We start from the raw sequence: 19,270 nt of genomic DNA, 5'->3' as shown, positions 1-19,270 counted from the left end.
TTGTTTAGGATTTTACCCCCTTCTTTTTTTCGCTTCTAAATAGATTTGACCCTATGCATTTGTAACTGATTGCATTGTGATAACCAAATATTTAATAACCAAAATTTATCCGTAAGTAAAGCGAATGCCCTGCCATTCCTTAACACCGGACAAGCAACTAGCCAACAAACAAGAACTATATGAGGAAAACTTACTTTAAGCAATTAATGCTTTTTTCGTTAACCGTATACGCTGTATGCCCAGGTGTGGCCAATGCAAATACCATACGAGTCAAAAGCCATGTAAAGGGAAAAATTGGGTTTACTAAAAACCATAGGTTGGAAGTAACTGGAACGGTGACCGATAACTTTGGTAATCCATTGTTTGGTGTAAAGGTTTCGATTAAAGAAACCGGAACCAGTGTTTCTACCGATAAAAACGGGAAGTATAAAATAAGTGCTGTAGAAGGCGATGTTTTAGTCTTTACGCTTAACGGCTATCTGGTAAAAGAGGTAGAAGCGAATCAGGCTTTATTGAACGTGAGTTTAGGCGAAAGTCAAAAACGCCAGGCTACTACACCCGTATTATATGGCGAACAAAGCGTAACAACCAACCTGCAATCTACTTCAACCGTTTATAACAGCGATTTAATTAAGGTTCCGGTAGCCGGAATAAATAATGCATTATCTGGTAGATTGGCTGGTTTGTATACTTTACAAAGCAGCGGCAGGCCGGGTGCCGATGGAACAAGTATTACAGTTAGGGGAAATGTACCATTAGTTTTAGTTAATGGCGTGCCGAGAGATTATCCTTCTATCGACCCTGAGGAAATAGAATCTGTAACTATTCTAAAAGATGGTTTATCTACGGTAATGTTAGGGCAGCAATCTTCTAACAGTGTAGTGATGATAACCACACGTAAGGGGGAAGTTGGAAAACAGCGGATCTCGTTAACCGCACAGGCAGGTTTACAATCGGCTATTAAATTGCCCCAGCCCTTAGGTGCTTTTGATTACGCTACTCTATACAATGAAGCATTGGCAAACGATGGAAAAGCACCACGTTATACTGCTGCTGATTTAAATGCCTGGGCAACCGGATCGGACCCTGTATTTCATCCTGATGTAGATTGGTATGGGACGATCTTAAAACCAAATACAGTTTTTAGCCGGTATAATTTAAATACCTATGGTGGAGGTAATTCTACAAGATATTTTCTTGACGTAGATTATCTCAATCAGAGCGGTATCCTTAAACAGGATGATCAAAATACTTACAGTACCAATACCGATTATAAAAGGTACTTGGTTCGTACGAATATCGATATAGATATTACGCCTACAACTTTATTAAACTTAAACTTATTTGGTCGCATCCAAAATGGCAACCAGCCAGGCGGAGCAGGGGCCAATACTGCCATTTTTACGACTGGTACAACCTTATCAAACTTTGGTGGTAATAATATTTTTGCGCAACTGGCTGCTACACCAAATAATGCTTATCCTGTTTTTAATCCTAATGGCTCGCTGGCTGGTAGTTCTGATTATCAAACCAATTTATGGGCAGCAACAACACGCTCTGGTTATTTTTATAACAGTACAAGAGATGTTTCTGCGGATATCTCTTTACGGAAAACGCTCGATAATGTAACCAAAGGTTTATGGTTAAAAGCCCTGGCCAGTTTTAATACCAGTGTATCAGAAAACATTATCCGCACCAAACAGTATGCGGTTTACAAACTGGCGAGTACCAATCCTGATGTATATCAGAAATTTGGTGTAGATGGTCAGCAGATTAATCTTTCTACCAATTCTGGTCAGAGCAGAAATTTATTTGTTGATTTTTCTGCCGGGCTAGATAAAACTTATGGTAATCACAGTATTAATGCACTTTTAAAATACAATTCGCAAAGTGCGCAAACGGCCAATCAAATCCCAATGATCTTTAGTAATTTATCCGGAAGGCTAGATTATAACTATAAAGAAAAGTATTTGGCTGAGGTTGCTTTAAGTTATAGCGGCTTAAACAGATATGAGGAGGGCAATCGCTTTGGGTTCTTTTATGGCTTTGGTTTAGGATGGAATATTGCGAAAGAGGATTTTTTAAAAGATACCAAATGGCTAAATGCGCTTAAAGTAAGAGCCAACTATGCCTATACAGGTAATGCAAATGCTGGTTATTTTGCTTATAAGCAATATTATGTAACGGGTGGTACTTACAATTATGGCACCACGCCAACAGCAATCGCCGGAACAACAGAAGGTACATTGGCTAACCTGAACATTACCTGGGAGAAAGCAAACCAATATAACTTTGGTATTGATGCAAGTTTGTTTAACAACAAGCTCTCCATCGCTGCTGATTATTTCAATAATGAGAATTTTGATCTGGTCCAAACCAGAGGAAGGAGTTCGGCATTATTGGGTACTTCCTATCCTGCAGAAAACATAGGCATCAACAGATATTCGGGGGTAGAGTTCGACCTGAAGTACAGCAATAATATCGGTAACTTTAACTATTACATTGCTCCGAATGTTTTCTCGCTCCAAAAAATCATTCAATATCAGGATGAGATCGATAGGCCATACCCATGGATGGTTAGAACAGGGCAGCGCGAAGATCAAACCTTTGGTTATATCGCCGATGGTTTGTTTCAAAACCAGGCCGAGATTAATTCAAGTGCAAAAATACAAGGCTACAGCCCGGTACCAGGCGATATTAAATATAAAGATTTAAATAACGATGGCATTATCAACGAGCTTGATATTCAGTCACTCAAAAACAATAATCCAATCTGGTTTTATGGTTTAAATTTAGGTTTTAGCTATAAAGGTTTCGATTTTTCTGCCCTGCTACAGGGTGTTCAAAACCGTTATGTTTATGTTTCCGGCTCAACAGAATGGGCATTCCAGAACAATGGTTTAGGACAGGCATTTGAACAAAATCTTGGCCGATGGACACCTGCCACGGCAGGCACTGCCACACAGCCGCGCTTAACTATTGGTTCAAACCCGAATAACGAAGCCGTCTCATCATACTGGTTGCACGATGGAAGTTATGTACGCCTAAAAAATGTTGAGTTAGGATATACACTTCCGAAACTGCTCACCAGTAAACTAAAACTGGCTTCAATCCGCTTTTTTGTAAATGCTGTAAACGCAGTTACATTATCAGCTTATAATAGGGTAGATCCTGAGGTTTACGGAAATGGTTATCCGCTGCAAAGAGTGGTTAACGCTGGTTTAAATGTGAAATTTTAATGCTGGGTTGATATGAAAGTTCACGGCGTTCAGGGGAATTCTGAATCATGAGCATTTCATCACCATTAAAAACAAATTAGAAACAGATGAAAATTAAGATAAAAGAAATAGTTGGTGTTTTAGCCATTACCATCATTGGTTTTACGGCATGTAAAAAGCCACTATACGAAACAGAGCCAACCAGTCAGGATATTACTTACGTTTTCGATAAAACAGACTCGCTGGGCATACAGGCCAAAACATTTTTAGCAGATATTTATTCTTATCTGCCAAATGGATACAATAGAATAGGCAATGATGTATTAGATGCAGCTTCTGATGATGCCATTAGTTCATCGCCAGCAAGCACCATCGAGTATTTTGTTAACGGCCGTATTTCTGCCGTGGCTACTGTAGATAACTCGTGGGACAATAATTACAAAACCATTAGAAGGGCCAATATATTCCTGGCCAATATTGATGTGGTGCCATTAAATCAAAAAGGATTAAAAGTGTTCTGGAAATCGGAAGCCAGAATACTTAGAGCAATTGCTTATTTCGAACTGATTAAACGTTTTGGTGGTGTACCATTATTGGGTGATAAGGTTTTAGGCCTAGATGATAATATTCAATTGCCCAGAAATACTTACGCTGAATGTGTAAAATATGTGGTTGATGAATGTGATGCTTTAAAGGCTATCGCCAGACCCGATAACACGCTGGCTGCTGACGAAGATTATGGAAGGGTAACCCAGGGCGTTGCACTTGCCTTAAAAGCACGAATTTTATTATACGATGCCAGTCCATTAAACAATCCAACTAACGATTTAACCAAATGGGCTGCGGCAGCACAGGCGGCTAAAGATGTAATGAACCTGAATATATTTTCATTAACTGCCGCTTATACTTCGGTTTTTAACACACGTAAAAATAGTGAGGTTATTCTTGCCTACCAGCGAGCAGTAACTTTCGATCTCGAAACCAGGAATGCACCTGTCGGATATACGGCTACCAATGCATCGGGTTCTGGTTACACCAGCCCTACGCAAGAACTGGTTGATGCTTTTGATATGGCTAATGGTAGAGCGATAAGTGATCCGGCATCAGGATATAATGCCGCAGATCCTTACACAGGCAGAGATCCAAGGTTTTACAGAACTATTTTTCACAACAACGCAAAATGGTTAAATAGAATAATCCAAACCTATGATGGAGGTTTAGACAGACCTGGAAGTGCGGTAAACGTGCAAACCCGGACCGGTTATTACATGCGTAAATTTTTGAACGAAACTTTTGAAAGTGCTTCGGTTTACAGCAATCAAACACACAATTTCCCGATTTTCAGGTATGCCGAAATTCTGCTCAATTATGCCGAGGCCATGAACGAAGCTGCAGATAATGCCGTAAACAGAACTGAAGCTTTTAACCAGTTAAAAGCTTTAAGGTTAAGGGCGGGTATTGCGATAGGCAGCACAGCAGGATATCAACATGGATTAAAAACCACTATGACCCAGGCCGAAATGAGAGAGGCGATCAGACATGAACGTAGGGTGGAAATGGCTTTCGAAGAGCAGCGTTTTTGGGATATACGCAGATGGAAAATAGCCGGAACCGTATTGAATGGCACTTTGCATGGCATGCAGATTATCAAAAATGCAAATGGCACATTCTCTTATACTCAAACAAATGCGCTCAATGTGTCGTTCGATGCCGCTAAGATGTATCGTTATCCAATTGCAGCCAGCGAGGTGAACAAGAACAGAAACTTAACACAAAACCCAGGCTGGTAATTGGAGATTCTAAAAATTGTTAAATGATAACCATACCTATTATGCAAAAAATATTATATAAATTATTAATCCTTTTTACCCTTTTGCCCGGCATTTCTTTGGCGCAAACGGTTATTAGAGGAACTGTAGTCGACAATTCGGGGCCCTTACCTGGTGCTACAATTGTAGAAAAGGGCTTAACCAATAATGGAGCCGTAAGTGATGGTGAAGGTAAATTTCAATTTACTTTAAAAGGCACCTCAAAAACCCTTATTGTTAAATCAATCGGTTACTTAACCCAGGAGGTTAATGTTGCTGGAAAAACAGTAGTATCCATCAATTTAAAGGCCGATACTAAGGGCCTGGATGAAGTGTTGGTTGTTGGTTTTGGTAAGCAAAAGAAAATTACCAATACCGGGGCTATCAGTTCGATTTCGGCATCAGAGATTAAACAGAATCCAAGTGCAAGTATCCAGAATACCCTCGCAGGGCGATTACCCGGTTTTACTTCACAACAAAGAAGTGGCCAACCTGGAGCAGACGGGGCAGCTTTCTTTATCCGTGGCGTAAGTACTTATGCCGGTAGTACCTCTCCTTTAATTATTGTTGATGATGTGGAATATGATTATAACCAGGTTTCCGATATCGATCCCAATGAAGTAGAAACTGTTTCCATTTTAAAAGATGCCTCCACCACTGCTGTTTATGGAATTAAAGGTGCGAATGGCGTATTGGTGATCACCACTAAAAGAGGATTAGCCGGTAAACCACGAATTAATCTAAAGTCGGAGGCAGGTTATCAGATGGATGTAAATACTCCTGAATTCTTAAATTCTTATGAGGCTAAATTATTAAACAATGAGGCACTCAGAAATTCGGGCGATTTAACCAATAAAGCTTATGCTACAGACGCCGATTTGGCTGCTTACCGAGATCATACCGATCCTTATGGACATCCTGATATTGATTGGTGGAAAACCATTTTTAAACCAGGTGCTATGATTACCAGGCAGAACCTCGATTTTCAGGGTGGTACAGAAAGTGTAAAATACTTTGTATCGGCAGGTTATTTATGGCAGAATGGTAATGTAAGGGATTTTAGTTCAGATAACGGTGTAAATAGTAATTTCTATTACAAACGTTATAATTTTAGATCGAACTTAGATATTCAGGCAACCAAAACCTTAAGTATCCGCTTAGATTTAACCGGACGTTTCGGCGAAACCAACCAGCCTTTTAATTCACAACAGGGCAATGCCTATTATGCAAACGGAAATGGTATTGTTGGCGAAATTTACAGTGGTGGTTATTTACCACCCTGGGCTTTCCCGGTTACCAACCCAAATGGCTCGTACCCATACAACCCTTTGTTAACCAATGCAAATACCAGTATTATTGGCCGTTTGGCAGAGTCAGGCTATTCGAGAACTTTTGATAATGACCTGAATATTGTTTCGAGCGCCAGTCAGAAGTTAGATTTTATTACACCTGGTTTGGCGGCTAAAGTATTACTATCATATGCAAGTGCCCAAAGTTATAGCGTAAGTGCAAGTAGGACCGCATTACCTTATTACTTATATAATTCGGCTACGGGGCTTTACCTGCCATTAAATGCTACGCAGTACCGTACTCCGCCATTTGCAGCAGGATACAGCAATACCAGTATTTTCCGTACCTTAAGTACACAATCATCTTTAAATTACGATCGCAATTTTGGCGACCACCGTGTATATGGTTTGATATTGTATAACGATAACCGTGTAATTAATTCCACTACTACAGGTGATGCCAATCAAGGTCCAGGAGTGCCAACAGTAATTACAGGAACAACGCTTAGGGGTGGTTACGATTACAAAAACAAATATCTGATTGAATTTAACGCCGCCTACAATGGTACCGACCGTTTTACAGGTTCGAAAACCAAAGGTTGGTTCCCTGCTGCATCGATAGGCTGGAATATTTCTGAAGAGAAATTTTTCTCGGATAATATCAAGTTTATAGATTTATTTAAAATCAGAGCATCATATGGTATGGTGGGATCGGATGATATTGGTGGGGCGAAAAAATTCCTTCAGCTATATACTTTAGGAACGGGTTCTTACAATTTTGGTACATCACCTACCTCATATAACGGCATTACCGAGGGTAGTTTAGGAAACCTGGATGTAACCTGGGAGAAAGAAAAGAAACTTGATGTGGGTATTGACCTGAACATGTTTAAAGGTAAGCTAAAAATTACTGCCGATTATTTCAACAACGACAGGTACGATATTTTAACCACCAGACAAAGTGTTCCCTTTACCATTGGGGTAGGTTTACCACCGGTTAACCTGGGTAAAGTAAATAACAGAGGTTTTGACGGAGAGGTAAGCTACAACGAAAAAATTAACGATTTCTCGGCAGGGGTTAGGTTAACCTTTTCTTATGCCAAGAATAAAATCCTGTATCAAGATGAAGCACAGCCTGCTTATCCCTGGTTAGCGGCTACAGGCAACCCAATTGGTCAGTATTTTGGATGGCACTTTTTAGGCTTTTATACTGCAGCAGAAATCGCCGATCCTAATGTGGCCAAACCAACAACAGCAGTCGGTCCAGGTGATATGAAATATCAGGATTTGAATGGGGATAAAATTATTGATGATACCGATAAAGGGGTAATTGGCAAACCAAACCTGCCAAACACTACCTATGGGGCAAACTTTAATTTCGGGTATAAAAACTTTTATCTGAATGTATTTTTCCAGGGTTCATATGGTTATAGTACCCGTTTCCACTCGGAGACTATTACTCCTGGAAACTCGAACTATCAGCCGATACATTTGCAACGCTGGACACCAGAAACAGCTGCTACAGCTATCTTTCCACGATTGGGTGGTAATGCGGTAACCAATTTTCCAAACGCAACCAACAATTTCTCTGATTTTTGGACGAGAGACAATTATTATGTGCGTTTAAAAACGGCAGAAATCAGCTACCTGTTTCCAAATGCATTGGCTAAAAAACTACGCCTTTCTGCAATAAGGCTATATGCCAATGGTAACAACCTGCTTACCTGGACCAACGTAACCGACCTTTACCAGGTAGATCCTGAAAATGGAAACAGTACCACAACGGTAATCAGTGTTTATCCAACCCAGCGTATTTATAATCTTGGATTAAATGTTACATTTTAATTAAATGATCATGAAACCATCATGGGCATGCTGTTTAAAAATAGTGATGAATATGCCCATGATAGCTTCATCAACTAGAAAATAAATCATTATACAGATGAAAAAGAAAATTTCCATCATAGCCTTATTTGCGCTTATCATCATCAGCTATTCCTGTAAAAAAGGAGGCTTATTGGATGAGAGTACTTTAACTACCTTAAACGAAGAAACTACCTTTGCCGACAGTATAAATACCCAGGCGTTTTTAACGCGCATCTATCAGCAGGTTGGCTTTCAATATGATATTCAGTACCTTGATGCCGGTGGGCATTCGGGTGCGGCTGATGAAGGTGTTGCGGGCCGTTACAACGGTACCCAAAATTCAGCAGTGGTTATTGCCTTTGGTCTGGTGTCTAAAAGCTCAACCAATAGCGATTTTACCGGTATGTGGTCGGTTCCTTATCAAAATATCAGAAGGGTAAATGTACTTCTGCAGAATATTGGTGGTGCACCATTAAGTGCAGCAACCAAAAAAGGCATGATTGCCGAAGCCAGGTATTTAAGAGCCTGGTATTATTTCCTGTTGATCAGGGCTTTTGGAGGTGTACCATTACTGGGTGATAAGGTTTATGATATTACCGAGGATTTTAACTTGAAAAGATCAACCTACCAGGAGTGTGTAAATTATATCGTTTCAGAATGCGACGCGGCAAAAGCAGATTTACCGACCAATGTAACCATTGTAACCTCTCAGCCCCAAAATTATGGTCGTATTACCCAGGGAACCTGCATGGGTTTAAAATCGCGTGTTTTACTATATGCCGCAAGTCCTTTATTTAACGGTGGTCAACTTGCTACGGGAGGTGAAGTGCGTGAGCTAACAGGTTATGCTGCTTACGATAAAGAACGCTGGAAAAAGGCTGCCGATGCTGCATTGGATATTATCAATACCGGTAACTATTCTTTATATGTAGATAATGGTGCGGCAAGCGGTACAACCAACAGAAACGGATATGGCTTTTATAAGGTTTTTCAGATGCGGGTAAACAGCGAATACCTGTTTGCGGCAATGAGGGGTGCACAACGTGAGTTTGAAACTTTTTTACTGCCACAGAGCAGATCTGGTGGTTATGCCTTTACGGTAAGCCAGCAAACAGTAGATAAGTTTCCGATGATTAATGGTAAAGCCATTAATGAAGCAGGTTCTTTATACGATCCGGCCAATCCTTACGCCAACCGTGATCCCCGTTTTGCCAATTCTGTCATTTATAACGGAGCACCCTGGATTTTAAGCGGTAATAATGCTGCTCCGGTAAATACTTATGTAGGTTCTGGCACAACAGACGCTGTAAGTGGGCCGCTTGGATTTAATACGGGTTACTTTCCACGTAAATATCTGTTAGAAAATTCTACAGGGAATGGAGAGCGGTGCTGGGGGCTAATCCGATATGCAGAAATTTTATTGAATTATGCTGAAGCCCTTAACGAGTATAGTGGACCAGTAGCAGAAGTGTACGCCCAGCTAAGGAAAATAAGAGAGCGTGCTGGTATTACTGCAGGTACAGATGGTAATTATGGAATTAAGGCCGATGCTACACAAGATGAAATGCGCACCATTATACAAAAAGAACGCGATGTAGAATTGTTTATGGAAGAACACCGTATGTGGGATGCCAGAAGATGGAAAACAGCTGCGGTTGATTTTGAAAAACCAATACGTGGCGTTAAGATTACCAAAACAGGCAATACTTATAGCTACGAATATGTAGATGTGCGTGAACATCATTTTCCAGCCAACTATGGTTTATTCCCGATGTTGGCTTCAGAAATCGCAAAAAATACCGCATTGATCCAAAATCCAGGCTGGTAAAAAATATGAAACATCAGTTCAGTCTGATAAAAAATGGTTAGTATCGTTAGTTTGGGGCCACCTTGCCTGGCTTGGTGGCTTTTTTAAATGTTAAAATTTATTATTGAAGCGAAAATTAAATAGAAATGCCGTTTAACAAATTAAGATACACCCGTAGCTTACTGAAAGCATACCTCTCTGTATCCTTGCTGATATTGCCTTTCATTACCTGTGTGGCGCAAATACCAGCTAATGAGGTAAACTGGCCTGTTTTTATGGCCAGGCAAAACTTAAAATGGGATCATCTTGGTAAAGATTATTACAGTGGTATTATTCTGGGTAACGGGTTGCTCGGTACCAATATTTATAAAGAAAACGACAGTCTAATCCGTTTCGATATTGGCAGGAGTGATGTGGTCGATCACCGCGAAAAACTGATGCCTGCCGCAGGTAAATTGTATACGCAATCGCGTCTGCCCATCGGTTATTTTACGCTTAAAACTGAAGGTAAAATAACAGGTGCCAAAATTGAGCTCGATATTTACAATGCCGAAGCCAAAGGCAGCATATCTACAACGCAGGGAACAATCTCCTTTACGGCCTTTGTTGCAGTCAATCAAAATGTAATTAGTATTTCGGTTAATGCCACGCAGCAAGAAAAAGTTTCAGCCTGGAAATGGAACCCGGGTAAAAGTATCAGCCCGAGATACCTGCAAGGCTACCCGACAGATAAACCTGCAAACTATCCCGAAAACCCGCCTGTAAAAATTTCGACTGAAAACGGTTATACTTTTTGTAATCAACCCTTATTCAATAATGGTGGTTATACCACAGCTTATCAAATTAGTGGTCATGCCAGTGCTGGTAAACTGCTGGTGAGTGTGGGCTACGATGGATATAATAATCTTGATGAAACTCAAGAAGCCTTAACTAACCTTAAAAACTTTAATTCCGGTAAGGAAGCTATTGTAGCACACCGCAATTGGTGGCATCGCTATTATCAGCAGAGTTTTGTTGCCCTGCCCGATAAACGCATGGAAAATTTTTATTGGATACAGCTTTATAAACTCGCTTCGATAACCCGTGCAGATAAACCCATAGCCGACTTAATGGGTCCCTGGACAAGTGCTACACCCTGGCCAGCCATCTGGTGGAATTTAAATACCCAGCTTACTTATTCGCCAATTTTTACGGCCAATCATTTAGAATTAGGCGAATCGTTGTTTAAGGCCTTAAATGTTCATCAGCAAAACTTAATCAACAATGTTCCGGCGCAATGGCGTAATGATGCTGCTGCCATAGGAAGGAGCTCTTCTTACGATCTGGTCAGCCCAATTACGGAAGCAGAGATTAACAAAGGGACTTTTGAGCCTGCAAACCTCACCTGGATGTTATATTATTATTACCAGTATTATGTCTATAATAAAGATGAGCAGACCCTCCGCACTAAAATTTATCCTTTATTAAAAAGATCGGCAAATTTTTTAATTCATCAGCTTAAGCAAGATGAAAAGGGGATTTATCATTTTCCAATGTCTCATTCTCCGGAATACAAAAATGCAGAAGATGCAAATTATACCTTATCGAGTTTAAGCTGGGCTTTGCAAACTTTAATTAAGGTAAATAAAGCACAGCAGTTAAAAGATGCCGACGCCGATAAATGGAACTTGATATTGAAAAACCTGGCACCATTTCCCGTTGGAGATACCGGGTTTTTGATTGGTAAAGACGTGCCGTTAAACAGCTCGCACAGGCATTATTCACACTTACTGATGATTTACCCATATAATCTGGTGAATTGGGAGCAGCCAGAAAATAAGGAACTGATCAGCTTATCTTTAAAAAACTGGCTTTCTTATAAAATTGCGCTTGCTGGATTTTCTTTTAGCGGTGCGGCCTCCATTTATGCCGGTATGGGAAATGGCGATATGGCTTACCAGTGGTTAAATGAACTGTTCGATCGTTTTATGCAGGTCAATACCCTGTACCGCGAATCAGGGCCGGTTATCGAAACACCATTGGCTGCAGCAACATCGGTGCAGGAAATGCTGATCCAAAGCTGGGGAGATAAAATCAGGATTTTCCCGGCCATTCCATCCAGCTGGAAAAATGTGTCGTTTAAGCAGCTTAGGGCAGAAGGTGCTTTTTTGGTCAGCGCAGATATGCAAAATGGCGAGACAAAAAACATTAAAATAAACAGTTTAAAGGGAGGGAGCTTAACATTAGTGAGCAACATGGGTAAATTCTCCATCCGGTCGAATAAGCGGAGTAAAGTAGGTTATCAGCTCTTTAAAGAAGGCGAAAGAATCAAAATTGAAATTAAAAAAACCATAATTGGAGAAACCATACAGCTGGTTTCTGCTAGCTTTGAAGAAAAACAAGCGCCAGATTTTCCTTATAGTCAATATCAAAACTGGTTCTGGGGCTTAAATAAAAAATAATGATGTTTGCCGTAAATAAAAAAACAAACGACAAAATAAAGTTTCACCAAAAAGTTAGACTTGGATTCCTGGCGGGATGCTTAGTGCTGATGAGTATATCATCGAAAGCACAAAACGAACCTTTTAATATTATTCTGCAACGGATTAATCAAGATTTGCAGACTTTTGTTAAAGATAAGCCCCTGGCTGATGAGGTTAGCCAGCACCTTAAAAATCTAAATACTGATGGCAGCTGGCAGGATGTTAATTATGCCGATGCCCAATATGATCCCTTAAAACGGATTAAAGATATGGCAACGGTTTATATCCGCCCATCGAACAAGCTGTATAATAACGCGGCGCTCCATAGCGCGATTGTTCAATCGTTACAGAACTGGCTGGATAAAAACCCGAAGAACAAAAACTGGTGGTACAACGATATTTTTTATCCGCAAGCGATCGGGCAAACCTTGATATTGATGCGCAGTGCAAAAACAGGACTTCCTCCAGCCTTAGAGAATGCATTGATTAAACGGATGATCAGAAAGTTAAGAGTTGGTGATGGTGCCAACACTTCTGATGAGGCGTTACATTATTTATACCGGGCCTGTTTAACCCAGAATAAGGCGACCCTAGATTCTGCGGCGAAATATCTCTTCGAACCTATTGCGATAATCGACGGAAAAGAAGGTGTTCAGGTTGATGGCAGTTATTACCAACATGGAAAACAACAGGCCATTGCCAGTTATGGAAGGGTGTTTGCCGGAAATTCGGTTAATGCGGCTTTTTATTTAAGGGAAACGGAATATGCTTTGCCGAAAGATCAGTTGGCTATTCTGGTCAATTACCTTAAAAATACTTTCTTAAAAACCATAAGAGGATCGTTCTACGATTTTAATGTACGCGGACGCGGGATTAGCCGTAAAGATTCGTTAAGCAGCGGTCTGGGTGGTATCGTCAGTAAAATTAAGCTATTCGATCCCGAAAATACGGCTTACTGGGATGCTTCAGCATTAAGAACGTCGGGTAAAAAGCCTGCCGGTTATGGGCTTACACCTGGTCACAACCAATACTGGAAAAGCGGTTATACACTGCATGTTCGTCCTGCATATACTTTTAGCGTCCAAAGCGCATCTACCCTAACCTTGCGTACGGAGCGTGGCAATAACGAAAATATATTGGGGAAATTTTTACCCGATGGGGCAACCAATATTCAACGCAATGGAGCTGAATATGCCAATCTGATGCCGGTATGGGAATGGGATAAAATCCCCGGAACCACCAGTAGAGATTATGCCGATGATCATGGCGCAACCATTAAAAGCGATTGGGGAATTCCGGGTACAACCAAATTTGTAGGCGGAGTTAGTGATGGTGTTTATGGCGTTTCGTGTTACGATTTAAACTACGATAGTGTTCAGGCCAAAAAAGCCTGGTTCTTTTTTGATCAGGAAATAGTTTGTTTAGGCGCTGGGATTAGGAGTGATTCGAAAGAAAATATCACCACCACCATTAACCAGACCTGGTCGAGGGGTGAGGTCATTTCATCAAATGGCGCACATGCTAATGGCAACAGCGAAATCTGGGCACTTCATGATAGTATTGGGTATATATTTCCCCAAGGTGGGGAATTAGAGATTAGCAATAATCCCCAAAATGGAAGCTGGTACCGCATCAATCAATTTCAGAGCAAAACCGAATTGCAACATAAGGTATTTAAAATCTGGTTAAATCATGGTCAAAATCCCCAGCATGCCAGCTACCAATACCTGGTTTTGCCGGGAATTGATGCTAAAGGTTTAAAGAAATACAACCGATCGATGATACAGGTATTAAAAAATACAGAAGAAATCCAGGCGGTAAAACATATAGGTTTAAATATGTTGCAGGCTGTGTTTTACAAGGCAGGCACATTATCGGTTAACGGATTATTCCTCCATGTTGATCAGCCTTGTACCGTTTACATTAAAGAGTTGAATACTAAAAGCCCAGTGCTTTACCTGGCAGATCCTGCACAGGAGCATACTACTGTACATGTAGAACTTAAACTGCCGGGTTTATCAAAACCAAAAAGCATAGCTTGTAATTTGCCAGATGGCGCTTTTGCAGGTGCTACAGCGAGTTTTAAAATAAAAGAATAATAATAAACAGACTATGATATGCGCTGCGAAGGAGCGCTTCATTACCTTTAAAAACACAAATATACAGATGAAAAAAATCAATTTAATTGCCGCATTACTCCTGCTTACGGGGGCTGGCTCATTTGCCCAAACCGCCAGGAAGCCAATGGCCCAGTTAATTAACGATGAATTTAAATTCGCCGCCGACCAATATAAAGTGCTGGCTAAAAATATACCTGAGGGCAAAACACCTCAAAGTTTCGACAAAGGTAAATCTATAAATTACGATATTAAGTGGTGGTGCAGCGGGTTTTATTCAGGCAGTTTGTGGTACATATACGAACAAACCAAAGATCAGAACATTAAAAAAGAGGCAGAGCTGGCCTTAAAAGTAATAGAACCCAACCAAACTTATACTGGAAACCACGATTTAGGTTTTATGATGTACTGTAGTTTTGGGAATGCTTACCGTTTAACAGGCAAAGCAGAATATAAAGCCGTAATTCAGCGTTCTGCTGAATCTCTTGCTACGCGTTACCGCCCGGTTGTAAAATCAATCCAATCATGGAACAAAAGCAAAATGTGGGAGTGTCCGGTAATTATTGATAATATGATGAATCTCGAAATGATGAACTGGGCAAGCGATAATGGCGGAGATAAAAAGTATAAAGAGATTGCTATTACACACGCCAATACTACTTTAAAAAATCATTTCAGACCAGATTTTAGTTCTTACCATGTGATAGATTATAACCCACAAACTGGCGAAATCATTAAAAAAGCAACCTGGCAGGGCGCTGCAAATTGCTCTGCGTGGTCGCGCGGGCAAGGCTGGGCCTTATATGGTTATACCATGATGTACCGTTTTACCAAAGATGAAAGCTATTTAAAACAAGCCAAAGGTATTGCACACTTTATATTAAACCATCCAAATTTACCGGCCGATAAAATACCATTCTGGGATTTCGATGCGCAAGGTATTCCTTTTGCCAAGCGCGATGCATCGGCAGGTGCATTAATCGCTTCGGCATTGTTAGAGCTGGGGCAGTATGCTTCTGGAAGCGAAAAAGCTGAATTCAAATCTGCGGCAGAAACCATGATTTATTCACTCGCGGGTAATGCCTACCATGCAAAATTAGGCGAAAACGGGGGCTTTTTATTAATGCATAGCACCGGTGCTTATCCGTTAAACAGCGAAATAGATGTGCCTTTGGTTTATGCCGATTACTACTATTTAGAGGCTTTGGCGAGATACAAGAAATGGTATTTGTAAAGATATTGATCATGACAGGATTTTAATAAAAAGCGTCGTCATCCTGAATTTATTTCAGGATCTTTCCTGCATTAAAGGATGCTGATGTTGATGCTTTGGGACAGCATGGCGATTCGTAAGGAAAAGAAGCTAAAAATTGATCAATACAAAATCATACAGATCGCTTAATCGGGTAAAATAGTAGCAGTTCACAGGCCACCTAGACCCGATTGAAGTGGACACGAGCCCGATTTTCATCGGGAGAGTAAAACGGAAAGCGGGAAGAAACTTGAATAGTAGTGCAGAGACCTGCTCTCCAAATAATTTAAAATTAACACTGAGTTTTAAGACTCACACTATAAAGAAAATGAAATACAAACTAATTTTTTCGGCACTGCTGATCTTCTCGCAGTTTGCTTATGCACAAAAGAAACCGGCCACCGGCGCCGAAGACCGTGCCTTTTGGGTTAAAACCTTAAACCGTATTGCGTACCCGGTAATCCATAACCTGGCTAACGAAACGTTAAAAAAGAACATGCCTGTAGAAAAAGCACCAGGTTATGGCTTAAATGCGGCTAAAGTTACTTATCTCGAAGCACTAGGGCGCACCATTGCAGGTGTTGCACCGTGGCTGGCTTTACCAGACGATGATTCTGCAGAAGGTAAACTTAGAAAAACCATGCGTACCGAACTTTTAAAAGGTTTGGCCAATTCGGTAAATCCCGAGAGTCCCGATTATATCAGTTACCGCTCAGAAAGTCAGCCTATTGTTGATGCGGCCTATGTTGCACATGCTTTCTTGCGTGCACCAAAAGCGCTGTGGGAACCACTTGATGAGCTCACCAAAAAAAGATTTATAGAAGAATTTAAATCGTTACGTACCCGTAGTGGTGCTTATAACAACTGGCTATTGTTTTCAGGTTTAACCGAAGGTTTTCTGTTAAGCATCGGCGAGCAGTATGATCCTGCCCGTGTTCAGTTTTCGATCAATAAAATGAAAGAATGGTACGTAGGCGATAGCTGGTATAGTGATGGTGAAAAATTTAGCATGGATTATTACAATTCTTATGTTATCCACCCGATGCTGGTTGATCTGTTAAAAGTATTGGTTGACAAGAAAAGAGCAGCTCAGGCCGATTATGATATCGCATTGAAAAGAATGGTGCGTTATTCAGAGTATTTAGAAAGGATTATTTCGCCAGAGGGCACTTATCCGGCTTATGGCCGCTCGATCACTTATCGTACAGCTGCCTTTCAGGCATTGGCCCAAACAGCCTTAATGGAAAAACTGCCTGAATATGTAAAACCATCGCAAGTTCGTGGTGGCTTAACCGCCGTCATGCATAAACTATATGATGGAAAGCAGAATTTTGACGATAAGGGATGGCTGGTGCTGGGCTTTAACGGTCATCAGCCGGAAGTGGCAGATACCTACACTTCAACGGGAAGTTTATATATGGCCACGCTGGGCTTTTTAAGCTTGGGTTTACCAGCCGATAGTAAATTCTGGACAGATGCACCTGCACCCTGGACCAGTTTAAAGGCCTGGAGTGGAGAAACCATAAAAAAGGATTATAAAGTTGAGTATTAATACAAATAATAAGTAAGGTATAAATATATTTGCGGATAGGATCTGATATCAGTTCAGGTCTTATCGCAAAACTCAATTTTTAACCAATGAATAAATTCGAAAGCCGTTACGCTCAAAGCCCTAAAGAAGTTAAACAAATGGATACCGCTGCTTTGCGGGATAATTTCCTGATTGAAAACGTATTTGAGGCAAACCAGGTAAACCTAACCTTATCTCATTTTGACAGATATATTGTTGGTGGTGCAATGCCTGTTGATCAGAAAATAGCACTTCCAAATCCAGATGATTTAAAAGCCACCTACTTTTTAGAGCGTAGGGAACTGGGTATTATTAATGTTGGCGGAAAAGCTATTGTTACTGCTGACGGCGAAAAATACGAATTGGATTATAAAGAAGCTTTGTATATTGGTAAAGGTACCAAAGAAGTGTTTTTTGAATCTGCTATCCCTGGCGAAGCTGCAAAATTATACATCAATTCTGCGCCTGCACACCATACTTATCCAAACAAAAAGGTAAGCAAAGCTGAGGCAGAGATTGTAGAATTAGGTACGCCTGAAACCGCAAATCACAGAATAATTAATAAGTTATTGGTAAATAGTGTTTTGCCTACGTGTCAATTACAAATGGGTATGACCGAGTTAAAATCGGGAAGTGTTTGGAATACCATGCCTGCGCATACACATGATAGAAGGATGGAAGCTTATTTCTATTTCGAAGTTCCAAAAGGACAGAGCGTTTGCCACTTTATGGGCCAGCCACAAGAAACCCGTCATATTTGGATGCAGAACGATCAGGCGGTTATTTCGCCAAACTGGTCAATCCATTCAGGTGCAGGCACAAGCAACTATACTTTTATTTGGGGTATGGCAGGCGAAAATCTTGATTATGGCGATATGGACCACTGTGCCATTACCGAACTGAAATAAATTCTTTTCGTCATCTCGACTGGCACAAAGCGAAGTGGAGAGATCTTTAAAATAGAACTTTAGAAAAAAACATGTCAAACATATTCAATTTAGCAGGTAAAACTGCATTAGTTACCGGCTGTAAAAGAGGGATAGGAAAAGCAATGGCTTTAGCTTTAGCAGAAGCGGGTGCCGATATTATCGGTGTTTCTGCAAGTCTCGAACTTCAGGGCAGTGCGGTAGAGAAAGAAATTTTAGCGCTGGGCAGAAAGTTTTATGCTTACCAGTGTGATTTTGGTAAACGCGAAAATACCCTGGCTTTTGCGGCTCAGGTAAAAGCAGACCATCCCGTTATCGATATTTTAGTCAATAACGCCGGAACAATTTTACGTCAGCCAATTGCTGAGCATTCTGATGAGTATTGGGATGAAGTCATTGCGGTAAACCAAACGGCCCCCTTTATTTTAACGCGTGAAATTGGTAGAGAGATGATTGCAAGAGGAAGCGGAAAAGTGATTTTCACGGCATCATTATTATCATTCCAGGGTGGTATTACCGTTCCTGGTTATGCAGCGAGTAAAGGGGCAATTGCATCTTTAACCAAAGCTTTCGCTAATGAGTGGGCATCAAAAGGGGTAAATGTAAATGCCATTGCGCCTGGTTATATTGCAACCGATAATACTTCTGCTTTACGCGAAGATCAGGATAGAAGCACCTCTATATTATCGCGTATCCCTGCCGGAAGATGGGGCACTCCGGAAGATTTTAAAGGACCAACCTTATTCCTGGCCTCACCAGCAAGTGATTATGTTCATGGAACAATTTTGACCGTTGATGGCGGTTGGATGGGAAGGTAGGTTAGTTCTGAGTCCTGAGTCAGAAGTCTTGAGTCAGAAGTCTAGAGTAGTAACCACAAAGTGTCTAGTCCTTGAAAAAGTTGACTATTTATTTTACTAAATTATAAAAATAAAAGAACCATTAAAATCTATTTTGA

General features: G+C 40.7%; 10 protein-coding genes. All 10 read left to right on the top strand.

Annotation, left to right across the window (positions count from 1 at the left end):
- The first annotated feature begins 179 nt into the window (after window positions 1-179).
- The 10 genes from AC07YT_RS14225 to AC07YT_RS14180 all read left to right on the top strand — a co-directional run bounded on the left by AC07YT_RS14225 (window position 180) and on the right by AC07YT_RS14180 (window position 19,133).
- Window positions 180-3,239: a SusC/RagA family TonB-linked outer membrane protein gene (locus AC07YT_RS14225; protein WP_086544776.1), complete on the top strand. Its 3,060-nt coding sequence runs from the start codon at window positions 180-182 to the stop codon at window positions 3,237-3,239.
- 86 nt (window positions 3,240-3,325) lie between these two features.
- Window positions 3,326-5,008, top strand: a complete 1,683-nt coding sequence (locus tag AC07YT_RS14220; protein ID WP_086544777.1) for a RagB/SusD family nutrient uptake outer membrane protein — start codon at window positions 3,326-3,328, stop codon at window positions 5,006-5,008.
- Between the two features lie 41 nt (window positions 5,009-5,049).
- Window positions 5,050-8,160 carry a SusC/RagA family TonB-linked outer membrane protein gene (locus AC07YT_RS14215; protein ID WP_086544778.1) on the top strand — a complete coding sequence of 1,037 codons (3,111 nt, stop codon included), beginning with the start codon at window positions 5,050-5,052 and terminating at the stop codon, window positions 8,158-8,160.
- A 97-nt stretch (window positions 8,161-8,257) separates the two neighbouring features.
- A complete protein-coding gene (locus AC07YT_RS14210; RefSeq protein ID WP_086544779.1) occupies window positions 8,258-10,009 on the top strand; it encodes a RagB/SusD family nutrient uptake outer membrane protein in 1,752 nt (583 codons plus the stop codon).
- Window positions 10,010-10,134: 125 nt separating this feature from the next.
- Entirely contained in the window at window positions 10,135-12,429 is a 2,295-nt protein-coding gene (locus AC07YT_RS14205) for a glycosyl hydrolase family 95 catalytic domain-containing protein (RefSeq protein WP_086544780.1), read from the top strand.
- Window positions 12,430-12,518: 89 nt separating this feature from the next.
- Window positions 12,519-14,549, top strand: a complete 2,031-nt coding sequence (locus AC07YT_RS14200; RefSeq protein ID WP_494945375.1) for a polysaccharide lyase family 8 super-sandwich domain-containing protein — start codon at window positions 12,519-12,521, stop codon at window positions 14,547-14,549.
- Window positions 14,550-14,616: 67 nt separating this feature from the next.
- Window positions 14,617-15,801 carry a glycoside hydrolase family 88 protein gene (locus tag AC07YT_RS14195; RefSeq protein ID WP_478358459.1) on the top strand — a complete coding sequence of 395 codons (1,185 nt, stop codon included), beginning with the start codon at window positions 14,617-14,619 and terminating at the stop codon, window positions 15,799-15,801.
- 346 nt (window positions 15,802-16,147) lie between these two features.
- Window positions 16,148-17,371 carry a DUF2264 domain-containing protein gene (locus AC07YT_RS14190; protein ID WP_086544782.1) on the top strand — a complete coding sequence of 408 codons (1,224 nt, stop codon included), beginning with the start codon at window positions 16,148-16,150 and terminating at the stop codon, window positions 17,369-17,371.
- A gap of 86 nt (window positions 17,372-17,457) precedes the next feature.
- Window positions 17,458-18,297 (top strand): 5-dehydro-4-deoxy-D-glucuronate isomerase, encoded by an 840-nt coding sequence (gene kduI, locus AC07YT_RS14185; protein ID WP_086544783.1) that lies wholly within the window; start codon window positions 17,458-17,460, stop codon window positions 18,295-18,297.
- A gap of 71 nt (window positions 18,298-18,368) precedes the next feature.
- On the top strand, window positions 18,369-19,133 hold the full coding sequence (locus AC07YT_RS14180; protein ID WP_086544784.1) for an SDR family NAD(P)-dependent oxidoreductase: 765 nt from the start codon (window positions 18,369-18,371) through the stop codon (window positions 19,131-19,133).
- The last annotated feature ends 137 nt before the right edge of the window (window positions 19,134-19,270 follow it).

It is taken from the genome of Pedobacter sp. GW460-11-11-14-TSB4 (assembly GCF_059423705.1).
This window is presented reverse-complemented; position numbering and strand designations above follow the sequence as displayed.